The organism is Enterobacter ludwigii (assembly GCA_023023105.1).
Lineage (GTDB): Bacteria > Pseudomonadota > Gammaproteobacteria > Enterobacterales > Enterobacteriaceae > Enterobacter > Enterobacter adelaidei.
The window spans coordinates 4,611,965-4,633,834 of record CP083824.1 but is presented as its reverse complement, the minus strand read 5'-3'; the positions used below and the strand labels follow the sequence as shown (position 1 = coordinate 4,633,834).

General features: G+C 51.5%; 20 protein-coding genes. 7 read left to right on the top strand and 13 right to left on the bottom strand.

The features are described 5' to 3' along the window. Positions 1-70: 70 nt before the first annotated feature. From LCD46_22430 to glnA, 4 genes are all read right to left on the bottom strand, one after another. On the bottom strand, positions 71-181 hold the full coding sequence (locus tag LCD46_22430; protein ID UOY70724.1) for a YshB family small membrane protein: 111 nt from the start codon (positions 179-181) through the stop codon (positions 71-73). 109 nt (positions 182-290) lie between these two features. Next, complete coding sequence (gene glnG, locus LCD46_22425; protein UOY70723.1) at positions 291-1,703, bottom strand: nitrogen regulation protein NR(I); 1,413 nt, start codon at positions 1,701-1,703, stop codon at positions 291-293. 11 nt (positions 1,704-1,714) lie between these two features. Further along, positions 1,715-2,764, bottom strand: coding sequence for a nitrogen regulation protein NR(II) (glnL, locus tag LCD46_22420; GenBank protein UOY70722.1), 1,050 nt, complete (start codon positions 2,762-2,764; stop codon positions 1,715-1,717). 170 nt (positions 2,765-2,934) lie between these two features. Continuing rightward, entirely contained in the window at positions 2,935-4,344 is a 1,410-nt protein-coding gene (gene glnA, locus LCD46_22415; GenBank protein ID UOY70721.1) for a glutamate--ammonia ligase, read from the bottom strand. A gap of 378 nt (positions 4,345-4,722) precedes the next feature. Here glnA and typA point away from each other — a divergent pair, with 378 nt between their 5' ends. Continuing rightward, positions 4,723-6,546, top strand: coding sequence for a ribosome-dependent GTPase TypA (gene typA, locus LCD46_22410; protein UOY70720.1), 1,824 nt, complete (start codon positions 4,723-4,725; stop codon positions 6,544-6,546). Between the two features lie 157 nt (positions 6,547-6,703). Here typA and LCD46_22405 read toward each other — a convergent pair whose 3' ends face one another. From LCD46_22405 to LCD46_22390, 4 genes are all read right to left on the bottom strand, one after another. Continuing rightward, complete coding sequence (locus LCD46_22405) at positions 6,704-8,830, bottom strand: peptidase domain-containing ABC transporter (protein ID UOY70719.1); 2,127 nt, start codon at positions 8,828-8,830, stop codon at positions 6,704-6,706. After that, positions 8,814-10,088 carry an HlyD family secretion protein gene (locus tag LCD46_22400; protein ID UOY70718.1) on the bottom strand — a complete coding sequence of 425 codons (1,275 nt, stop codon included), beginning with the start codon at positions 10,086-10,088 and terminating at the stop codon, positions 8,814-8,816. The genes LCD46_22405 and LCD46_22400 overlap by 17 nt, the downstream gene beginning before the upstream one ends. A gap of 69 nt (positions 10,089-10,157) precedes the next feature. Next, entirely contained in the window at positions 10,158-10,442 is a 285-nt protein-coding gene (locus LCD46_22395; protein UOY70717.1) for a hypothetical protein, read from the bottom strand. Further along, a complete protein-coding gene (locus tag LCD46_22390) occupies positions 10,442-11,221 on the bottom strand; it encodes a hypothetical protein (GenBank protein ID UOY70716.1) in 780 nt (259 codons plus the stop codon). Before LCD46_22390 ends, LCD46_22395 begins: the two co-directional genes overlap by 1 nt. 411 nt (positions 11,222-11,632) lie before the next feature. On the opposite strand from LCD46_22390, the gene yihX reads away from it, so the two are divergent. Genes yihX through fabY form a run of 4 tightly spaced genes read left to right on the top strand, consistent with a single transcriptional unit; the run spans position 11,633 to position 14,527 of the window. After that, positions 11,633-12,232 (top strand): glucose-1-phosphatase, encoded by a 600-nt coding sequence (gene yihX, locus LCD46_22385; GenBank protein ID UOY70715.1) that lies wholly within the window; start codon positions 11,633-11,635, stop codon positions 12,230-12,232. Continuing rightward, positions 12,226-13,107, top strand: a complete 882-nt coding sequence (locus tag LCD46_22380) for a virulence factor BrkB family protein (GenBank protein UOY70714.1) — start codon at positions 12,226-12,228, stop codon at positions 13,105-13,107. Before yihX ends, LCD46_22380 begins: the two co-directional genes overlap by 7 nt. Continuing rightward, positions 13,104-13,541, top strand: a complete 438-nt coding sequence (dtd, locus tag LCD46_22375) for a D-tyrosyl-tRNA(Tyr) deacylase (protein ID UOY70713.1) — start codon at positions 13,104-13,106, stop codon at positions 13,539-13,541. Before LCD46_22380 ends, dtd begins: the two co-directional genes overlap by 4 nt. Before the next feature lie 44 nt (positions 13,542-13,585). After that, entirely contained in the window at positions 13,586-14,527 is a 942-nt protein-coding gene (fabY, locus tag LCD46_22370) for a fatty acid biosynthesis protein FabY (GenBank protein ID UOY70712.1), read from the top strand. 11 nt (positions 14,528-14,538) lie between these two features. Here the strand turns inward: fabY and LCD46_22365 are convergent, their stop codons facing one another. Beyond that, complete coding sequence (locus LCD46_22365; protein UOY70711.1) at positions 14,539-15,456, bottom strand: alpha/beta hydrolase; 918 nt, start codon at positions 15,454-15,456, stop codon at positions 14,539-14,541. 198 nt (positions 15,457-15,654) lie between these two features. On the opposite strand from LCD46_22365, the gene LCD46_22360 reads away from it, so the two are divergent. Then, the gene (locus tag LCD46_22360) at positions 15,655-15,897 is read left to right on the top strand and encodes a ribbon-helix-helix protein, CopG family (protein UOY70710.1); all 243 of its coding nucleotides are present in this window, start codon (positions 15,655-15,657) and stop codon (positions 15,895-15,897) included. Positions 15,898-15,899: 2 nt separating this feature from the next. Further along, positions 15,900-16,271 carry a type II toxin-antitoxin system VapC family toxin gene (locus LCD46_22355; protein ID UOY70709.1) on the top strand — a complete coding sequence of 124 codons (372 nt, stop codon included), beginning with the start codon at positions 15,900-15,902 and terminating at the stop codon, positions 16,269-16,271. Between the two features lie 39 nt (positions 16,272-16,310). Here the strand turns inward: LCD46_22355 and fdhE are convergent, their stop codons facing one another. Genes fdhE through fdnG form a run of 4 tightly spaced genes read right to left on the bottom strand, consistent with a single transcriptional unit; the run spans position 16,311 to position 21,834 of the window. Further along, complete coding sequence (gene fdhE / locus LCD46_22350) at positions 16,311-17,240, bottom strand: formate dehydrogenase accessory protein FdhE (protein ID UOY70708.1); 930 nt, start codon at positions 17,238-17,240, stop codon at positions 16,311-16,313. Continuing rightward, positions 17,237-17,872, bottom strand: a complete 636-nt coding sequence (gene fdoI / locus LCD46_22345; GenBank protein ID UOY70707.1) for a formate dehydrogenase cytochrome b556 subunit — start codon at positions 17,870-17,872, stop codon at positions 17,237-17,239. The genes fdhE and fdoI overlap by 4 nt, the downstream gene beginning before the upstream one ends. Then, the gene (fdxH, locus tag LCD46_22340) at positions 17,869-18,771 is read right to left on the bottom strand and encodes a formate dehydrogenase subunit beta (protein UOY70706.1); all 903 of its coding nucleotides are present in this window, start codon (positions 18,769-18,771) and stop codon (positions 17,869-17,871) included. Before fdxH ends, fdoI begins: the two co-directional genes overlap by 4 nt. A 12-nt stretch (positions 18,772-18,783) precedes the next feature. Next, entirely contained in the window at positions 18,784-21,834 is a 3,051-nt protein-coding gene (fdnG, locus tag LCD46_22335; protein UOY70705.1) for a formate dehydrogenase-N subunit alpha, read from the bottom strand. Between the last annotated feature and the right edge of the window lie 36 nt (positions 21,835-21,870).

Genomic DNA, 21,870 nt, shown 5'->3' with positions numbered 1-21,870 from the left:
GCATAGCCAAAAGTACGAAACGTAGGCCGGGTAAGGCGAAGCTGCCACCCGGCTTTTACGTTCAAACCCGCTAGCTAAACAGCCCAACCAGCGCCGCGCACAGCACCGCCGCAACGGCTGTTTGCGGTGTATGGCTTTCGGCTGCACCGCTAGAGAGCAAATTCACTAATGATTCCAGCATGATGGTCCCCCCAATTTCCGGGCACGATCATACAAAACTCATCGAAACAGTAAAGCGCAAAATAACGGCAATTTGCGCTCAATTAATAACCTTTACACAAGAGCGGATATTACTCCATTCCCAGCTCTTTCAGCTTGCGCGTCAGGGTATTACGTCCCCATCCCAACAGGCGAGCGGCTTCCTGCTTATGCCCTTGTGTATGGCGGAGCGCAGTGGTCAATAACGTACGTTCCATCTCTGGCTGAGCCTCTGAGAGTAAGTTTTGATGACCGGAACGCAGCGCGCGGTCGGCCCACTGCGCCAGCAGCGTCGCCCAGCTATCCGGCAGCGCGTGCCCGGTACTGCTCTCTGGTGCGGTTGCTTCAAACAGCTCGGCCGGTAAATCCTGAATCAGGACTTCCTGTCCGGCGGCCATCACGGTCAGCCAGCGGCAGGTGTTTTCCAGCTGGCGCACGTTACCTGGCCACGCGAGACGCGTGAGGGCTGCGTCGGTTTCTGGATGAAGCTGCTTAGCTTCCACACCCAGTTCCCGAGCTGCCACCTGCAGGAAGTGACGTGCCAGGCGAGGAATATCTTCCCGGCGTTCACGCAGCGGTGGCAAATGGACGCGAATGACGTTCAGGCGATGGAATAAGTCCTCACGGAATTTTCCTTCCTGCACGCGTTGCTCCAGGTTCTGGTGAGTCGCGGCGATAATGCGCACGTCCACCTTCACCGGCGCATAGCCACCCACGCGATAAAACTGCCCGTCGGCCAGTACGCGCAGCAGGCGGGTCTGGACATCCAGCGGCATATCGCCGATCTCATCCAGGAACAGTGTTCCACCGTCAGCTTGTTCAAAGCGCCCCTGACGAATTGTGTTCGCGCCGGTAAATGCCCCTTTTTCGTGGCCGAACAGTTCGGATTCAATCAAATCCTTCGGGATTGCTGCCATATTCAGGGCGATAAACGGGGCTTTTGCCCGCGGGCTGTGGCGATGTAATGCATGCGCCACGAGCTCTTTACCGGTTCCCGATTCGCCGTTAATTAATACGCTGATGGACGAGCGGGACAAACGGCCAATAATACGAAACACATCCTGCATCGCCGGCGCTTCGCCGATAATGTCAGTTGTTGGCCCAAAATCGGGTGTGTGGCGAGGCTGTTGCTGTTCCTGATAGTGGCTAATTGCACGCTCAACCAGCGCTACCGCTTCGTCGATATCAAACGGTTTTGGTAGGTAATCGAACGCCCCTTGCTGATAGGCGCTCACTGCGGCATCAAGATCGGAGTGCGCCGTCATTATGATGACCGGAAGCATAGGGTGGCGTTGTTTGATCTGTTTTAAAAGCGCCAGCCCGTCCATTCCCGGCATGCGAATATCTGAGAGCAGAACATCGGGCGTTTTGGTGGTGAGTGCGTCGAGCACTTCGCTGCCGCTCTCAAACGTCGTGCAGCTTAATCCTGCCCCTGTGAGCGCGCGTTCAAGCACCCAACGGATGGAGCTATCGTCATCGACTACCCAGACTATCCCTCGTTGCATAAACGTCACCTTTATTTTTTAATCGGCAGGAAAACCGAAAACTCGGTGTGTCCCGGCCAACTGTTAAATTCAATTTTTCCAGAGTGTTGATCGATCAAACTGCGTGCAATGGATAAGCCCAGGCCGGTTCCGCCTTCGCGACCACTTACCATCGGGTAGAACAGGGTGTCCTGTAGATGCGATGGAATACCAGGTCCGTTATCCTCAACGTCGATTCGGGCGGCCAGTCGATAGCGTACGCCGTGTAACGTGAGCTGGAAGGCGGTGCGGGTACGTAAAATAATCTCGCCCCCTTCAGGCCCCAGAGCCTGCAGGGCATTGCGTACGATATTCAACAGTACCTGCTCAATCTGATCCGGGTCATGTGCCAGTTCTGGCAGGCTTGGGTCGTAATCACGCACCAGCGTGACGTTTTCTGGTAATTCCATCGAAACCAGTTTCACCACCCGCTCAGCCACTTTATGAATACTTTCTGATACGTGCATACCCGGTTGCTGTGGCCCGAGAAGACGGTCAACCAGATTGCGCAGGCGGTCTGCCTGTTCGATGATGACGTTGGTGTACTCCGCCAGCGCGGGGTCGGGCAACGCCTTTGTCAGGAGTTGTGCTGCGCCGCGTAACCCACCCAGCGGGTTTTTGATTTCATGCGCCAGACCTCGCACCAGGTCGCGGGCGGCAATTTGCTGGGCATGCTGAAGCTGCTCCTGGCTCAGTCGGCGCTGATTATCCATTGGCGCCATTTCCAGCAGGATCAGTCCTTCAGGAAGGCGTTGGGCAGTCAGTGACAGAATATGCGAGCGCCCGTCGATAACCAGCGTGACTTCGTTATCCGTGAATCCTTGACCGGCCTGCAAACTTTCCTGCATCAGGCCAATATTCAGCGAAAAATAACTCAGTAATTCCGGAAGCGGGGTGCCAAACAGTTTACGTGCGCTTTGGGCGAGCAGCTGCTGTGCCGCCGGGTTGGCATAATGTACGGCCAGCTCGTCGTCGACAAGCAAGATACTGTTAATCAAAGAATTGAGGATCTGCCCAGCATCGGGCAGCGTGCCAGTTGCCATTCAGCAGTCTCCTGGAGTTGTTTGCACTAATTTAGTGCAGTATAGCTTTTTCGTCGTAAAAAGCGCGCGAGATCAGGTTGTTGGTGGAGAAAAAAGCCCATCCGGAGATGGGCTAAAAGTTTCCACGGCAACTACCCCCGGCGTTTGTGACGCCGGGTAAAACAACTTAATTAAACGCTGTAGTACAGCTCGAACTCTACCGGATGCGGAGTCATACGCACGCGGTCGTTCTCTTCAGTACGCAGGGCGATGTAAGCATCGATAGCGTCGTCAGTGAATACGCCACCTGCAGTCAGGAACTCGCGGTCTGCGTCCAGCGCCTGCAGGGCTTCTTCCAGAGAACCAGCAACCTGTGGGATCTCTTTCGCTTCTTCTGGCGGCAGGTCGTACAGGTTTTTGTCCATTGCTTCGCCTGGGTGGATCTTGTTCTTGATACCATCCAGACCAGCCATCAGCAGTGCTGCGAAGCACAGGTATGGGTTAGCCGCTGGGTCCGGGAAGCGCACTTCGATACGACGCGCTTTAGGAGAAGCAACAACCGGGATACGGATAGAAGCAGAACGGTTACGCGCAGAGTAGGCCAGCATTACTGGTGCTTCGTAGCCCGGGACCAGACGCTTGTAGGAGTTAGTGGTTGGGTTAGCCAGGGCGTTGATCGCTTTAGCGTGTTTGATTACGCCGCCGATGTAATACAGCGCCTGCTCAGACAGACCAGCATATTTGTCACCAGAGAACAGGTTGGTACCGTTCTTGGACAGAGACATGTGGCAGTGCATACCGGAACCGTTGTCGCCAAACATAGGTTTTGGCATGAAGGTAGCGGTTTTACCGAAACGGTGCGCAACGTTGTGCACAACGTATTTGTAGATCTGAATTTCGTCTGCTTTTTTGGTCATGGTGTTGAAGCGGGTAGCCACTTCGTTCTGACCAGCAGTCGCCACTTCGTGGTGGTGAGCTTCAACTACCAGGCCCATCTCTTCCATCACCAGACACATGGTGGAACGAATGTCCTGTGCTGAGTCGACCGGAGGAACCGGGAAGTAACCGCCTTTAACGCCTGGACGGTGACCTTTGTTACCACCTTCGTATTTGGTGGAAGAGTTCCATGCGCCTTCGATATCGTCGATAGCAACGTGGGAACCAGAAATAGACGCACCGAAACGGATGTCGTCGAACAGGAAGAATTCTGGTTCTGGCCCGAAAAGAACGGTGTCTGCGATGCCGGTAGAACGCAGGTACTCTTCAGCGCGTTTTGCGATAGAACGTGGGTCGCGGTCGTAGCCCTGCAGCGTGCCTGGCTCGAGGATGTCGCAACGGATGATCAGGGTTGGTTCTTCGAAGAACGGATCAATGACCGCAGTGGTCGCATCTGGCATCAGAACCATGTCGGATTCGTTAATGCCTTTCCAGCCACCAATGGAGGAGCCGTCAAACATTTTGCCTTCTTCGAAGAATTCGGCGTTTACCTGATGAGCAGGAATTGTGACGTGCTGTTCTTTACCTTTGGTATCGGTGAAGCGCAGATCAACAAACTTCACTTCATGTTCGTTCAGCATCGTCAAAACGTGTTCAGCGGACATACTTAACTCTCCAGATTGGTCATTGTCGTCGTGGTAACGAGGTCTTCAATTTCTGTTTGTACTGGCTGGTGCCATGTATTTTTTATAAAGCGAAATCTGTGCCAACTTTTAAAACACCCCAAAAAGGCGTTATCATGCGCACCATAGTGCAAAAGGGCTGCACCACAATGGATTTGTTGCACCAGTATAGTGCTTCAATGTGAACATTGAGCACCATATTGGTGCAATTTACGTTAAAGTGCCCTTTTACCGCTCCGTGAAAGCGATCACAAAGCATCTCTGCAATACTTGTTTGCGGGGGATGTTTGTGATCCTGTTTTGTAGTGCGATTAATCCGTGTACAATAACGCGCTATTTCTAAATGCCTGAGGCAAAGTTGTGATCGAAAATTTGCGTAACATCGCCATCATCGCGCACGTTGACCATGGTAAAACTACCCTAGTTGACAAGCTGCTGCAGCAATCCGGTACGTTTGATGCGCGTGCCGAAACCCAAGAACGCGTGATGGACTCCAACGATTTGGAGAAAGAGCGTGGGATTACCATCCTCGCGAAAAACACCGCGATTAAATGGAATGACTACCGTATCAACATCGTTGATACCCCAGGGCACGCCGACTTCGGTGGTGAAGTTGAACGTGTAATGTCCATGGTAGACTCCGTTCTGCTGGTCGTTGACGCAATGGATGGCCCAATGCCACAGACGCGCTTCGTGACCAAAAAAGCATTTGCCCATGGTCTGAAGCCAATCGTTGTTATCAACAAAGTTGACCGTCCTGGCGCGCGTCCTGACTGGGTTGTTGACCAGGTATTTGACCTGTTCGTTAACCTCGACGCGACCGACGAGCAGCTGGACTTCCCTATCGTTTACGCTTCTGCGCTGAACGGTATTGCGGGTCTGGATCACGAAGACATGGCTGAAGACATGACCCCGCTGTACCAGGCGATTGTTGACCGTGTTCCTGCGCCAAACGTCGATCTCGACGGCACCCTGCAGATGCAGATCTCTCAGCTCGACTACAACAACTATGTTGGTGTAATCGGCATTGGTCGTATCAAGCGCGGTAAAGTGAAGCCTAACCAGCAGGTCACTATCATTGATAGCGAAGGCAAAACCCGTAACGGTAAAGTCGGTAAGGTACTGACTCACCTGGGTCTTGAGCGTATCGAGAGCGACATCGCTGAAGCGGGCGACATCATCGCTATCACCGGTCTGGGTGAACTGAACATCTCCGACACCATCTGCGACCCGCAGAACGTCGAAGCGCTGCCAGCCCTGTCCGTTGATGAACCAACCGTATCCATGTTCTTCAACGTCAACACCTCTCCGTTCTGCGGTAAAGAAGGTAAATTTGTTACCTCTCGTCAGATCCTTGACCGCCTGAACAAAGAGCTGGTGCACAACGTTGCGCTGCGCGTTGAAGAAACCGAAGACGCTGATGCATTCCGCGTTTCAGGTCGTGGTGAGCTGCACCTGTCTGTTCTGATCGAAAACATGCGTCGTGAAGGTTTCGAAATGGCGGTTTCCCGTCCGAAAGTTATCTTCCGCGAAATCGATGGCCGTAAACAAGAGCCGTTCGAAAACGTGACGCTGGACGTTGAAGAGCAGCACCAGGGTTCTGTGATGCAGGCTCTGGGTGAGCGTAAAGGCGACCTGAAAAACATGAATCCAGATGGCAAAGGCCGCGTACGTCTTGACTACGTGATCCCAAGCCGTGGTCTGATCGGCTTCCGTTCAGAATTCATGACCATGACTTCCGGTACTGGTCTGCTGTACTCCACCTTCAGCCACTACGACGATGTTCGTCCGGGTGAAGTTGGCCAGCGTAACAACGGCGTGCTGATCTCCAACGGTCAGGGTAAAGCGGTTGCGTTTGCGCTGTTCGGTCTGCAGGATCGCGGTAAGCTGTTCCTGGGTCACGGTGCTGAAGTTTATGAAGGCCAGATCATCGGTATTCACAGTCGTTCTAACGACCTGACTGTAAACTGCCTGACCGGTAAGAAACTGACCAACATGCGTGCGTCCGGTACTGACGAAGCAACGGTTCTGGTTCCACCGATCAAGATGACTCTGGAGCAAGCTCTGGAATTCATCGATGACGACGAACTGGTAGAAGTGACTCCACAGTCAATTCGTATCCGTAAACGTCACCTGACCGAGAACGATCGTAAACGTGCTATGCGCGGTGCGAAAGAAGACTAATACGGTTATGCCGTAGGCCGGGTAAGCGTTCTCATTACCCGGAACGTAAAAAGCCGCTGAGCGTTCAGCGGCTTTTTATTTGATAATGATCAGACTTCCTTTATTACCCGGAATTGACATGTCCTGAGTCAATCTCTGTTCCGCGAAATTCAACAGATTAGGGTAGCTCTTCTCCATTAATCACGAACACCCGATCTGCCGATGAAATCGTGGTTTCGCGATGTGCGATAATGATCCTGGTAATATTCATCGCTTGTATAGACTGATTGACCTGGCTCTCACTGGTTTTATCCAGGTGGCTGGTCGCCTCGTCCATGAATAGAATACCCGGTTTGCGGTATAATGCCCTGGCAATATAAAGCCGCTGTTTTTGACCACCGGATAACCCTTCCCCGAGTTCACCAATCAGTGTCTCATAACCCATCGGTAGTTTTAAAATGTCATTATGAATATGGCTGGCGATGGTGCATTCCACCATCCATTGCTCGTCAATGTCAGGCCGGAAACCGGCGATGTTTTCTTTGATTGAGCCCGAAAACAGCTTATCTTCCTGCATAATACAGGCAATGCGTTCAGCATAATGCTCAAAACCAAGTTGCTTAATATCAATGCCATTAATTCGGACACAGCCGTTCGCGGGTTCGAATAATCCGCATAACACTTTCATTAGGGTGCTTTTACCGGCACCCGACACGCCCGTAATAGCAATACTCTCTCCGGCATGAATGGTCAGATTCAGTTTACTGAAGATGGGGTCTGCATGGTTATCATAACGGTAGGCCAGATCCTGGGTTTCAAGCGTTAAGGCTCCCTGTGGTAAACGCAGCGGGCTGGTGGCCGTTAAAGACGTTGCTTCCTGTAGCGCAATATCGGCAACGCGTTCATTATGTAAGTTGATGATGTTCAGCTGAATGATAAAGTTGATGAGGGTATTTATTCGATCATAGAACTGGCTCCTGAAGGTGTTAAACGCGATAAACATGCCGATGGTTAAATGACTATCAATCATCAGTTTGCCGCTTACCCACAGGATAACAATTTGGTCGCAGGCGGCGATAAAAGATACAACGCCACCAAAGAAAAGATCCATTCGCGTCAAACGAATACCAGTATTGACCCTATCTGAAAAAAGGTTAAACCAATTATTGATTCTCAGGTCAGTCATCCCCTGAATCTTAATCGTCGCAATACCGTACAGGGTTTCCATAAAATAAGAATTAAGACGTGCCTCCTTGATTAATTCTTCTTCGGATAACTGGCGGTAGTATCGATAGGTTGCAAACCGAATGAAGGTATATATTGCGGTAAAAGAGACCACGATCATGCTGAGTTGCAGGTTGTATAAAAACATCATTATCAGCAAACCCATGAGCATTAGCGTATCAATAATGCTACCAGTTAAACCGGTGGTAAATGTGGCGCGTATCACATCAAGTGAGTGGAAACGAGACTGAATATCCCCTAGTTTGCGCCTTTCAAAATAGGTTGTCGGTAGCTTAATAAGGTGCGAAAAGAGGCTAAAGCTCCACTGGACGTCGATGAGTGTTCCCAGTATCAGCGTGGTCCAGGAGCGTATGACACTGACCGCCAAACGCAACAGAATCAGAATGAACAGCCCAAGACAGATGAGATTGAGTAAACCGTAATCTCCGGATGCAATGACATTATCCGTGACTAATTGTGTACCCACTGGCAACAGCAGGCTGATCAACTCAATCACCAGCGATAAGAAAAATATCTTTGTCAGTGATGCCGTCAGACCATTGATATTCTTTAATAACGTGGCAGTTTTTAACCTCTTTTGCTTCTTTTGACCTGAGAAGGCCGTTCCCGGCCATACCTCAAGCACGACACCGGTAAAATGCCTGGACAATTCGGACATGCTAATTACCCGTCGTCCAAAAGCAGGATCGTGGATCACCACGCTGTTCTTATCGACCTTAATCAGTACGACAAAATGGTTAAAATCCCAGTGCAAAATGCAGGGCTTACGCACATCACGTAATTCCTGAAGCTCCACGGACAATGCACGTGACGACATCTCCAGTTCACTGGCAATTGCTTTTATCGCATTGAGGTTGACCCCACGCGATGACAAATTGAATTGTTGCCGGAGTTGTAGAAGGTCAACCTGCTTGCCATAAAAACTGCATATCATTGAAAGACAGGCCAGGCCACATTCGGATGCTTCAGTTTGAAATACAACCGGGATGCGTTTAAATAACCTCAAATCAAGTTTGCGCATCAGCGTCTCAGGGGTATAAAAATTATTCATTTCCCGCATCCGTTACGCTCATTTTCATTTCGTAAAATGGCGATAATAACCATTCGTAGATACGTCTCTTTTCAAGGAAAAGAGAAATCTGCGCTTTTGCTCCCTGGCTCAGTGAGAGTTGCTTTCCATGAACCTGCACAGACTGTAGGTCAGGTTTGATCATGATTTTGTACCAGGATTTTTTATCGTCATAGAATTCGTGTGCAATGGTCTGCTTTGACAGGAGTTCAGGTTTCGATGCCGGAACCCTGGATATTGCTGATATTGATGCCCTGAACTGACCAAATTTCTCATAAGGAAAGGCGTCGTAACTGACATTAACGCGCTGGCCAATCGCAAGATAGGGGAGAACTTCATCCGGAACCCAGGTTTCGATATAGCATGGCGAATGTATATTCTGCTGAACACGCGCGAGTACATCGCCGGAGCCGATCATCTTACCTTGCGTCGTATTGATGGAGTCGATTAAGCCATCGGCTGTCGCCTCGATGACATAATTTCCTTCTGCTTCTGTGTTTAACTTTTCTTTTTCCAGCTCATACTTTTGTTGCTCAAGCTGATAAATCTGGTGGTCATAATCAGCTCCCTGGGACTGGATCTGCTGATTGAGCATATCTACCTGAACCTGGTCCTGTGATTTTCTGGCGACCAGGTCAGAAACATTGCTCTGCTGTTGATAGAGTAGTGCGTTTTGGCTGCTCATCTGGTCTTTCGTGACCAGACCTTTTTCCTGATAACTGCGGTAATCGTTAACGTTTTTCTCAATCTGATGCAGTTCCCGCTCAGCCTGCACAAGCAATTCAGATGAGGTGTTAAAACTGGACTGATAATGTACTTTCTGAATTATCAGTGCGTTAAGCGTACGTTTTTTCGAAGAGATCAAATTTGCCATCATTACATTGATACTGTTTATCTGTAGCGTGATCTCCTTTTTTTTGTTCTCATCAACCAGACCTGATTGCGTCGATACACCTGAATGAATGAGGAAGAGTGCGTCACCTTTTTTTATACGATCGCCTTCGCTAACAAAACTCTTCACTACCGTACCCTGCATTGATGCAGAGATATTCACTGCACCGGGGAAAGTCGTTATCTCACCGTGAACAATGACGCGCCGGGTATAGGAACCTTTGGCAATAAAAATAGAAATAGAGGCAATAAAAAACAGGCTGAGCAATACGATAAAAGCAAAAGGGATCCCTGGGAGAAGTACGGCCTTTCCTTCCCATCGGGTACTCTGATATTCAATAGCTTCCTTGCGAAACATATCTGGCCTCTTACGGCTGTGGAAATAGCCGCTCAATATCAGCGGCTATGAGTGATAACGATTCAGGAATTAATGTCTGCCGTGATCATTACCCTGGCGGCCACCGCCATTTTTCGAACCTCCATTACCTTTTGACGAACCACCGCTTTTACCACCAACGTTAACTGAGCAACCGCCGCTAAAGGAGGTGCTTTCAGAGTGAGAACCATCCTTGTTGGTGGTACTGGTGTGGGAATAGCTGCCGTTACAACCAGCACTACCACCACCGAACATCCCACCAATCGCACTACCGATAGAACCCCACATTCCTGCACCGCTTACATTGCTTAATTCATTTTCATTGAGTTCACGCATTATAAATTTTCCTTGCAATAGTGAGCAAAAGGTATACCCATAATATCCATAGACTTTTTCCATACCATTTCACCATCCGTGAATGAAATGTTTTTTACGCCAAAACGCGTAAAATCCTTTTCGCTGTACGTCGACAGACCTGTGTCTGGATCACCAATATTTTCTTTTTGCCCGCAAAGTGGCATCATCCATGACACATTTATATCTTTGTAAAATGCTTTATCCGTTTTTCTTATTTCTGAGAAAATGCGATCTGTTATCGTTGTGTCTGTATTGATTTCACCGTTAACCGTGGTCGTTAACTTACTGTCATCAGAATTAGGTGAGCCATGGAAACCAATAATGGAACCATAATTGATGATTTTGTTTTTTGCCGCAGGGAAAAGATAGTTAGCACAGGAAGAAAGACATAATCGCCTGACCTCAATGTTAATTTCTTTGTTATGAATAATGCGTGCTATTTTGATTGCAGCTTCGACATCACCGCCACCACTGTTTATCGATATTGTTCTTACAGGAATAAGGTTTTTTTTGATAATTGAAGAAATTATTTCGTCATCATCTTTTGATATATTTCCGTCGATATATAATGTATCAAAAACGAGGTGGGTTGAAAGTTTTGGTTCAAGCCCTTGCCTCACAATAAGTTGGCTAGAGAGTTGATATAAAATATCTCTGCTGGTTTTTTTATATCGGTAGGCGTTGTATGAGTAAATAGCGAAAGTGCAGAGTATCGCTATTAAAACGGCACAGAGGATGTATCCCTTTTTAATCTTCACGAAAAGTGCTGCTCCATGTGTAAAGTAATGTAAACCTACCATTATAAAAAAGAAGATAAATGCAGTATTTGTATCTAAATGTAAATTTGAGTAAAGTGAATTTGTATCAATCTCGAGCAAAGCCGCGTGAAATGGGATTCCCATGGAGTAAGTAGTGGTAATGTGGTGATGAAAAGAAACTGTACGGAAGCGTTTTTCTGTAGTGTTTTACAGATTGAATTGATACGAATACCTCTGCAAAAACGCACTTAAATAAAACTCGTCTCACTGACTATTGTCCCGAAACTCAATAGCATCTCCGAATGCTAAATTTTCGTTCTTTAGATCAATCCCCCTAAGCTGAATCTGGCGCATAGCCAAAGCTTATCTTTCCCGCTACAGTTACTTTTCCACGGCGAGCAGGAGATAAACATGCTTTATATCTTTGACTTAGGAAATGTAATCGTCGATATCGATTTTAATCGGGTGCTGGGCGCATGGAGCGATTTTAGCCGTGTCCCACTGGCGACATTGAAGCAGAGTTTCGTGATGAGCGAGACCTTCCATCAACACGAACGCGGCGAAATCAGCGATGAAGAGTTCGCCGAACGTTTCTGCCATGAGCTGGATCTGCCGTTAAGCTACGAGCAGTTTTCTCACGGCTGGCAGGCGGTATTTGTGGCGATACGTCCGGAAGTTACGAACATCATGCACAAACTGCGAGAGCAAGGACATCGTGTGGTGGTGTTGTCAAATACCAACCGTCTGCACACCACATTCTGGCCTGAGGAGTACCCTGAAGTTAAGGCAGCGGCAGATAAGATTTATCTTTCGCAGGAAATGGGGATGCGTAAACCTGAGGCACGAATTTATCAGGCTGTTCTTCAGGCAGAAGGATTTACCGCGGCCGATGCGGTCTTTTTCGACGACAACGCCGATAATATAGAGGGAGCTAACCAGTTGGGTATTACGTCAATTCTGGTGACCGGAAAAGAGACGATACCAAACTACTTTGCGAAGCAGTTATGCTAAAAACCGTTCATCAAAAAGCCACCCATCATACTCGTCCGCTGAGAGCCTGGCTAAAACTGCTCTGGCATCGCATTGATGAGGACAACATGACCACGCTGGCGGGTAATCTCGCGTACGTGTCGTTGCTCTCATTAGTGCCGCTGGTGGCGGTTATCTTTGCGCTTTTTTCCGCTTTTCCAATGTTTGCAGACGTTAGTCTGCAGCTTCGCCATTTTGTCTTCGCAAATTTTATTCCTGCAACCGGGGATGTCATCCAGAACTACATTGAGCAGTTCGTTGCTAACTCCAACAAGATGACGGCAGTGGGGGCATGCGGTCTTATCGTCACAGCGCTGCTGTTGATGTACGCCATTGATAACGCGCTGAACACCATCTGGCGGAGTAAAAAGGCACGACCGAAGGTGTACTCCTTTGCCGTTTACTGGATGATCCTGACGCTGGGTCCGTTGCTGGCCGGGGCGAGTCTGGCAATCAGCTCGTATCTTCTTTCATTACGCTGGGCGAGTGATTTAAACGGCGTTATTGATAATGTGCTTCGCATCTTCCCGCTGATCCTGTCTTGGCTCTCATTCTGGCTGCTCTATAGCGTCGTGCCGACCACGCGCGTGCCTAACCGTGATGCGGTCGTGGGGGCGCTAGTGGCGGCGTTGCTCTTTGAGCTCGGGAAGAAAGGGTTTGCCCTCTACATCACCATGTTTCCGTCCTATCAGCTGATTTACGGCGTGCTGGCGGTGATCCCGATTTTGTTTGTCTGGGTCTACTGGACCTGGTGTATCGTCTTGCTTGGTGCCGAAATAACTGTCACTCTCGGTGTCTATCGCGAACTCAAAAAAGCAGCAGCAGCTGAAAAACAACAAGAAGCAGACCAACCATGATTGCATTGATACAGCGCGTAACCCGTGCCAGCGTCACCGTGGAGGGAGAGGTGACGGGTGAAATTGGCCCAGGACTTTTGGTGTTGTTAGGTGTCGAAAAGGATGATGACGAACAAAAAGCTAACCGCTTGTGCGAGCGCGTGCTGGGCTACCGTATTTTCAGCGATGCGGAAGGTAAGATGAACCTGAACGTCCAGCAGGCGGGCGGCAGCGTGCTGGTGGTTTCTCAGTTCACGCTGGCGGCGGATACCGAGCGCGGCATGCGCCCGAGTTTCTCTAAAGGTGCCGCGCCCGATCGTGCTGAAGAACTTTATGAGTATTTTGTTGAGCGCTGTCGCCAGCAGGAAATGAATACGCAAACCGGACGATTCGCTGCTGATATGCAGGTTTCGCTGGTGAACGATGGCCCCGTCACATTCTGGCTCCAGGTATGAGCCAACTGGCGGCGTGGCCGCGGGTAACAAGAGAGAGTACAGCTATGTATCACCTTCGAGTACCGCAAACGGAAGAAGAGTTAGAAGCCTATTACCAGTTCCGCTGGGAAATGCTGCGCAAGCCATTACATCAGCCAAAAGGGTCTGAACGCGACGCCTGGGATGCGATGGCCCACCATCAGATGGTGATGGATGAAGAGGGCAACCTCGTCGCCGTTGGGCGTTTGTATATCAACGCCGATAACGAAGCGTCTATTCGCTTTATGGCGGTTCATCCCTCCGTGCAGGACAAAGGTCTGGGGACGCTGATGGCGATGACCCTGGAATCTGTCGCCCGTCAGGAAGGCGTTAAGCGCGTCACCTGTAGTGCCCGCGAAGATGCCGTGGAGTTCTTCGCGAAACTTGGTTTTGTTAATCAGGGGGAAATCACGACCCCGCAAACCACACCGATTCGTCACTTTTTGATGATTAAACCTATCGCCACGCTGGATGATATTTTGCATCGCGCCGACTGGTGCGGGCAGCTACAGCAAGCCTGGTATCAGCACATTCCGCTGAGTGAAAAAATGGGTGTCCGTATTCAGCAGTACACAGGACAAAAATTTATCACCACCATGCCGGAGATCGGCAATCAAAACCCACACCACACCCTGTTTGCCGGAAGTCTGTTCTCGCTGGCTACGCTGACGGGCTGGGGGCTTATCTGGCTGATGCTGCGTGAGCGCCATCTGGGGGGGACGATCATTCTTGCCGACGCCCATATCCGCTATAGCGCACCGATCAGCGGTAAACCGAGCGCCGTGGCCGATCTGGGTTCACTGGGGGGCGACCTCGATCGCCTGGCCCGAGGTCGCAAAGCCCGCGTACAAATGCAGGTTGAACTGTTTGGTGACAAAACATCTGGCGCGGTGTTTGAAGGCACCTATATTGTTCTTCCGGCGAAGCCATTCGGCGCGTATGAAGAGGGTGGGAACGAAGAGGAATAATCCCTTCGTTGTTATTGCCTGGCTGAGCTAATTCGCCAGGCGATGTCTCGCATAACGTCTCGAGCTGACTGACTAACACCGCCAAGCTGAAAGAAGCCATGGATAACGCCCAGCCAGCGCTGAGCAGTACACTTCACACCCTGCTCAGTCAGATGCTGGAACAGCATTTCTCCCTCATCACATAGCGGATCGTATTCAGCGGTAACAATGTGCACAGGCGGAAGGCCGTGAAAATCATCGCGCCACAGTGGGCTGGCTTCCGGATGCTGAAGGTCAGTCTCTGCGAGATACATTTCATACCCGCTGAGCAGGGTATCGCGAGTGATAATATAATCCGTGCCATTCAGGGCATAACTTTCAAAGCTGGCTGTGGCATCAAGCATGGGATAGATCAGGATGAGCTGTGCTGGATTCCACAGGCCTTTATCTTTGAGCCGCAGTGATGTCACCAGCGCAAGATGTCCACCTGCACTGTCGCCGCAAAGGGTGATTCGGTTTTTATCTACACCCAGTTTGCCTGCATTCTGCCAGACAAGCTCTGCAGCGTGTTCTGCGTCGTCATGTGCTGCGGGGAATTGATGCTCGGGTGCCAGTCTGTACTGAACCGCAATAACCCGGCAGTTACCGTAAAATGCCAGCTGGCGGAGCTGATTATCATGCGTATCAAACCCACCGCTGATAAAGCACCCGCCGTGGTAGTAGATGGCTGCCGGCAATAATTCAGACGCATTGAGAGGTGAAAACACCCGGATGGTAAGTCCATCAAGGACAAGCGTCTCCACCTGAACGCGCGTTTCTATCTTCCCGGCAAGCCCCGTGCTGGCAACATACCCTGCTCGTCGTACCTCAATGGTCTGTCGACGCGACGATGGCGGACCTGCAGCGATAAATCCCTGAACCAGCTGCGCAATACCCTTTTCCAGTGCCATGAAAATGCCCTTTAACTGTATGGATATACAGCTTTATAGCCTGGTTTAATTCAAAAGAAAACAAGAATGTTGTTGAGGACAACAATCTGGAAAGCGCCTCGCAAATGGAAGGCAAACTATTGGCGGGGACTTTTACTCTACTGAGAGAAAGCGTATGTTGCCTTGAAAATAAACAATAATGATATACTAAGGTGATATATGAGTTTTCTCGTGGAGCTTAACATGGGCAGGATTCTGATCGATTTGTCGGATGACGTTATTCAACGTCTCGATAACCTCAAACAGCTGCGTAACCAACCTCGTGCCGAATTACTGCGTGAAGCAATTGAGCAGTTTCTCGATCAGCAAAGCTCATCCGTTATCCGTGATGCGCTTGGTCTGTGGGGGAACCAGCAAGAAGATGGATTAGAGTATGAACGCAAGCTGCGTGAGGAGTGGTAGCTATGGAACACATGGCGGTTTTTGATACCAATATCCTGATCGACCTTTTCAATAATCGCGTCGAGGCAGCAAATACAATCGAAAACACAGCATCGCACCGGTCAATCAGTCTAATTACATGGATGGAAATCATGGTGGGGGCACGCAAACATGGCCACGAAGCGAAAACAGCGACAGTGTTGGGCGCATTTGAGATTATCGATGTAACCCAAGAGATTGCTGAAAGAAGCGTCGTGCTCCGTGAGAAACATGGCATGAAACTGCCGGATGCCATTATTTTAGCGACTGCCCAAAGCAGAAATAGCCCGTTAATAACCCGGAATACCAAAGACTTTCAGGGTATTCCAGGGGTTGTTTCACCGTACCAGCTGTAGGCCGGGCAAGCACGCGCCGCCCGGCACTGTTACAGGGAATTATTCCCCTTCACCCGGGAACAGGAACGGGTTGATCGAGCTGCGGGCAAAGCCCTCCTGCTCCATCTTTGCGTCCAGAATCAGCGAGGCGAGATCGTCGGCTACCGCTTCGACTTTTGGGTCTTTTTCCTGATACAGAATCTTGAGGTAAGTCCCGCAGTCGCCGCAGCTTTCGGCTTTTACCGCTGCTTCTTCGTTTTCCAGCGACCAGTAGTTGAGATCGCGAGTCTGTTCACAGTTGCTGCACTTCACGCGCACTACATGCCATTCGGTTTCACACAGGTTGCAGTGCAGGTAGCGCAGCCCCTGAGTGGTACCAATCTGCACCATACTGGATACCGGCATAGAGCCGCATACCGGGCAAAACTGGCGTGCTTCACCATATTCTGCACGGGCTTTACCGGGGATCAGGCTCGCCATTTGCGCCCAGTAGAGCGACAGCGCAGCCCAGATAAACGGGGCTTTATCACTGCTGACCAGCGTAAAATCGGAAGCAAACAGCGCGCTCGCCATCTCTTCCAGCTCCTGATCGGAGGCTTTTTCCAGATTTTCGATAACGGCCAGCGCGGTGCCGCTCATCTCTGGCTTCAGTTCGGCAATCAGCGAATGCAGCAGCTTGTGCCAGTGTTTATCGCGCGGCAGCACGTGAATATCCAGCAGTGGTTTGCCTTGCTCACTGGCTTCTTTAATGCGCGCAGTCAGGTCCATTTGCAGAGGGTGGTCGTACAGCACCACTTCCTGCGCGTGGGCAATCAGCGCGGCGAAGCGCAGAAAATCGCCCAGCGGGTTGTTCTCTGCCAGCTCGCGCAGACGCTCTGCGCGGCGGTTGTAGAGGTTCTTGAGCCTGGGGAATAACAACGGCGGAATATATTCCGCCGTGCGTTTCTCGCTCGACCCCAGCTCATCTTGCGGGATTATGCGAATACTCATTCAGATGACTTTTCCTGTTTCTGGCGGACTTCACGGTACCAGCGTGGGTGATGTTTCTTTGCCCACGTACTGGTTACCCATCCTTCCACCATCGCGGTAATGGTGCCTTTCACCCAAAGGGCGGCGTAGATATGCACCATGATAACCACAATTAACGCCACTGCGGCAAATGAATGCAGCATCAGCGCGAATCGGATCACCGGGATTGAGAAAGCAGGCGCAAAGTACGGACGCCAGATGATCACGCCGCTCACCAGCAACAGGACCAGGAAGATAATCGCCGCCCAGAATACGCATTTCTGACCGAAGTTATAACGTCCGGTATCACCCACTTCCTCGTTGACGACGATCTTACGAATATTCTTCGCCCAAAAGATATCATCCCGATTGATTAGGTTATGGTGCCAGTAGCGGAAGAACATGATGATGAACGACGCGAACATGATGACGCCAACAAACGGGTGCAGTATACGCGCCAGTTGTGGTGTCCCCATGATCTGCATCAGCCAGTTGAAGGACGGGAAGAAGAACCCCAGCCCGCTTATCGCCGCCAGCATGAAGCAGAAGGCGGTGACCCAATGGTTGATACGTTCCGGCGCGGTATAGCGCACGATGGTGTCACGTTTTCTCATTTGCGCACCTCGTCTTTCTCTTCATGCAGGTTGTCATCTTCCTCTTCCGCGCGGTTCGGGCCGACACCGACGTAGTGGAAAATGCTCGCTGCGAAGGTAGCAGCAAAACCAACCGCTGCCAGTGGTTTCCAGATGCCTTTCCAGAACTTCACGGTGGCGCTGATTTCCGGGTTTTCCGGCAGGCCGTGATACAGATTCGGCTTGTCGGCGTGGTGCAGCACGTACATTACGTGCGTACCGCCAACTCCGGCCGGATCGTACAGGCCCGCATTGTCGTAACCACGGGTTTTCAGCTCGCCTACGCGTTCTGCCGCCAGCGTTTTCATATCCTCTTTCGAACCAAAGTGGATAGCACCTGTCGGGCAGGTCTTCACGCAAGCCGGTTCCTGGCCGACGTTTACACGGTCAACACACAGCGTACATTTGTAGACGCGGTTGTCTTCCGGGTTCAGGCGCGGCACGTTGAACGGACAGCCGGCAATGCAGTAGCCGCAGCCAATGCACTGCTCAGACTGGAAGTCGACAATACCGTTGGCATACTGAATGATAGCCCCTTCTGACGGGCACGCCTTCAGGCAACCCGGATCCGCACAGTGCATACAGCCGTCTTTGCGGATAAGCCATTCCAGTTTGTCGTTCTGCTCCACTTCAGAGAAGCGCATCACCGTCCAGGACTTGGCGGTCAGGTCCGCCGGGTTGTCATAAACCCCGACGTTGTGACCCACTTCGTCACGGATGTCGTTCCACTCTGAACAGGCCACCTGACAGGCTTTACAGCCGATACAGGTGGTCACGTCGATAAGCTTCGCCACTTCCTGCTGGTGGTCCCGCGCCTGAGGCGCGGGCGTGAAACCGTTAGTCGCGGAACGACGGATAATGTCCTGAGATTGATAAGCCATAAGTCGTCTCCGTTACACCTTTTCCACGTTCACGAGGAAGGCCTTAAACTCCGGCGTCTGCGTGTTCGCATCACCGACGAACGGCGTCAGGGTGTTCGCAATAAACCCTTTCTTCGCCACGCCCTCATACCCCCAGTGAATAGGAATACCGATGGTATCCACCTGCTGACCGTGAACGTTCAGCGTGCGAATGCGCTTGGTCACCACCGCCTTGGCTTTGATGTAGCCACGGTTAGAGGAGACCTTCACGGTATCGCCATGGGCAATGCCGAGCTTGTTCGCCAGCTTTTCACCGATCTCCACAAACTGTTCCGGCTGCGCGATGGCGTTAAGCAGCGCGTGCTTGGTCCAGTAGTGGAAGTGCTCAGTCAGACGGTAAGTGGTGCCCACGTACGGGAACTTGTCCTTTTTACCCAGCGCTTCGAAATCGCCCTTGAAGATACGGGCTGCCGGGTTAGAGACCACGTTCGGGTGCAGCGGGTTGGTGCCCAGCGGCGTCTCAAACGGCTCGTAGTGTTCCGGGAACGGCCCTTCCGCCATTTTATCAATAGCAAACAGGCGTCCCATCCCTTCAGGCTGCATGATAAACGGCCCGACATCGCTGCCTGGTGCGGCAGTGCTGTAGTCCGGAATATCCACGCCGCCCCATTTCGCACCGTCCCACTTGAGAAGCTGACGCTTCGGATCCCACGGGTTACCCTGCGGGTCTGCGGAGGCACGGTTATAGAGGATGCGGCGGTTGAGCGGCCATGCCCATGCCCAGCCCAGCGTGTTGCCAAGACCTGACGGGTCGGCGTTATCGCGGTTGGCCATCTGGTTGCCTTTCGGCGTCCAGCTACCGGCAAAGATCCAGCAGCCGCTTGAGGTGGTGCCGTCATCACGCAGATGCGCGAAGGTGCTCAGCTGCTCGCCTTTCTTCGCCAGCACGGTACCGGTGGCTGGATCGATAACATCCGCCAGCGCTTTGCCGTTGCTTTCCATGGCCACTTCTTCCGGCGCTGGGTTTTCCGGCGTCGAATAGTTCCAGCTCATGTTCAGCACCGGTTCCGGGTTCGCGCCGCCTTCAGCCGCATACATCTTACGCAGGCGTAAGAAGATACCGGCCAGGATCTCGCCGTCGTTCATGGCGATGCCCGGGGCGTCCGCGCCTTTCCAGTGCCACTGTAGCCAGCGTCCGGAGTTGACGATAGAACCGTTCTCTTCCGCGAAGCAGGTCGATGGCAGACGGAACACTTCGGTTTGAATCTTCGATGGATCGACGTCGTTCGATTCACCGTGGTTCTGCCAGAAGGTCGAGGTCTCGGTATTGAGCGGGTCAATCGTCACCAGGAACTTCAGCTTCGACAGGGACTCAACAACCTTGTTCTTGTTCGGGAACGAGGCAACCGGGTTAAAGCCCTGGCACAGATAGCCGTTCACTTTGCCCTGGTGCATCATCTCGAAATACTGCAGAACGTCGTAGCCTTTGTCCCACTTCGGCAGCCAGTCAAAGCCCCAGCTGTTTTCCGCCGTCGCTTTGTCGCCGAAGAACGCTTTCATCATGGAGACGAAGAACTTCGGATAGTTGCCCCAGTAGTTCACCTGGCCTTCAAGCAGCGGTTTAGGCGTGCTGGCCGTCAGATAGGTTTGCAGGTCCGGCTGTTTCTCGCTTGGCAGACTCATATAGCCTGGCAGGCTTTGAGACAGGAGACCGAGGTCGGTCAGGCCCTGAATGTTGGAGTGACCGCGCAGGGCGTTCACGCCGCCGCCTGCCATCCCCATGTTGCCGAGCAGCAGCTGGACCATCGCCATGGTACGGATGTTCTGCGCACCGATGGAGTGCTGCGTCCAGCCGAGTGCATACAGGAACGACGCGGTTTTGTCTTTCGCGCTGGTTTCGGCGATAAGCTCACAGACTTTCAGGAAGTCCGCTTTCGGCGTACCGCAGATGTTTTCGACAACGTCCGGTGTATAGCGGGAAACGTGCTCTTTCAGCAGGTTCCACACGCAGCGCGGATGTTGCAGGGTGGTATCGCGCTTCGCAAAGCCTTTCTCATCCAGCTCGTAGTTCCAGCTGGTTTTATCGTATTTGCGTTTTTCGGCGTCATAACCGCTGAACAGGCCATCTTCGAAGTGGTAATCCTCACGCACGATCAGGCTGGCGTTGGTATAGGCTTCGGTGTATTCGCGGTTATATTTTTCGTTGGTCATCAGGTACAGCAATACGCCTGACAGGAAAGTGATGTCAGTACCTGAACGAATAGGGGTGTAGAAATCCGCCACTGACGCAGTACGCGTAAAGCGGGGATCGATCACAATCAGTTTCGCACCGTTGTGGATTTTGGCTTCCATCGCCCAGCGGAACCCTACAGGGTGCGCTTCAGCGGCGTTACCGCCCATCACCACAATGAGGTTGGCGTTCTTGATGTCGACCCAGTGGTTGGTCATCGCACCGCGACCAAATGTTGGAGCAAGACTTGCTACCGTTGGTCCGTGTCAGACACGCGCCTGGTTGTCGACCGCGAGCATACCGAGTGCACGCGTAAATTTCTGGGTTAAATAACCGGTTTCGTTGCTGGAAGCAGAGGCACACAGCATCCCGGTGGAGAGCCAGCGGTTGACCGTGACGCCGTCGGCGTTTTTCTCAACAAAGTTGGCATCGCGATCTTCTTTAATATGTTTTGCGATGCGGTCAAACGCTTCTTCCCAGCTAATTTGCTGCCATTTGTCGGAGCCAGGCGCGCGATATTCAGGGAATTTGAGGCGGCTTTCGGAGTGGATAAAGTCCACCAGACCGGCCCCTTTCGGGCACAACGCGCCGCGGTTGACCGGATGATCCGGGTCGCCTTCGATATGGAAAATAGACGCTTTGGCGTTTTTAGCACCGTCGCCGAGGCTATACATTAACAGCCCGCAACCGACAGAGCAGTACGTACAGGTATTACGGGTTTCACGGGTGCGCAGCAGCTTATACTGCCGCGTTTCCGCCAGCGCTACGCCGGGCGCAAAGCCCAGTGCCGCTGCCGTGGTGCCTGCCATACCGCCAGCGCAGATCTTAAAGAACTGCCTTCTGCTGACCTGCATGGGTCACTCCTTGTTTCGACATTGCTTATATATGGT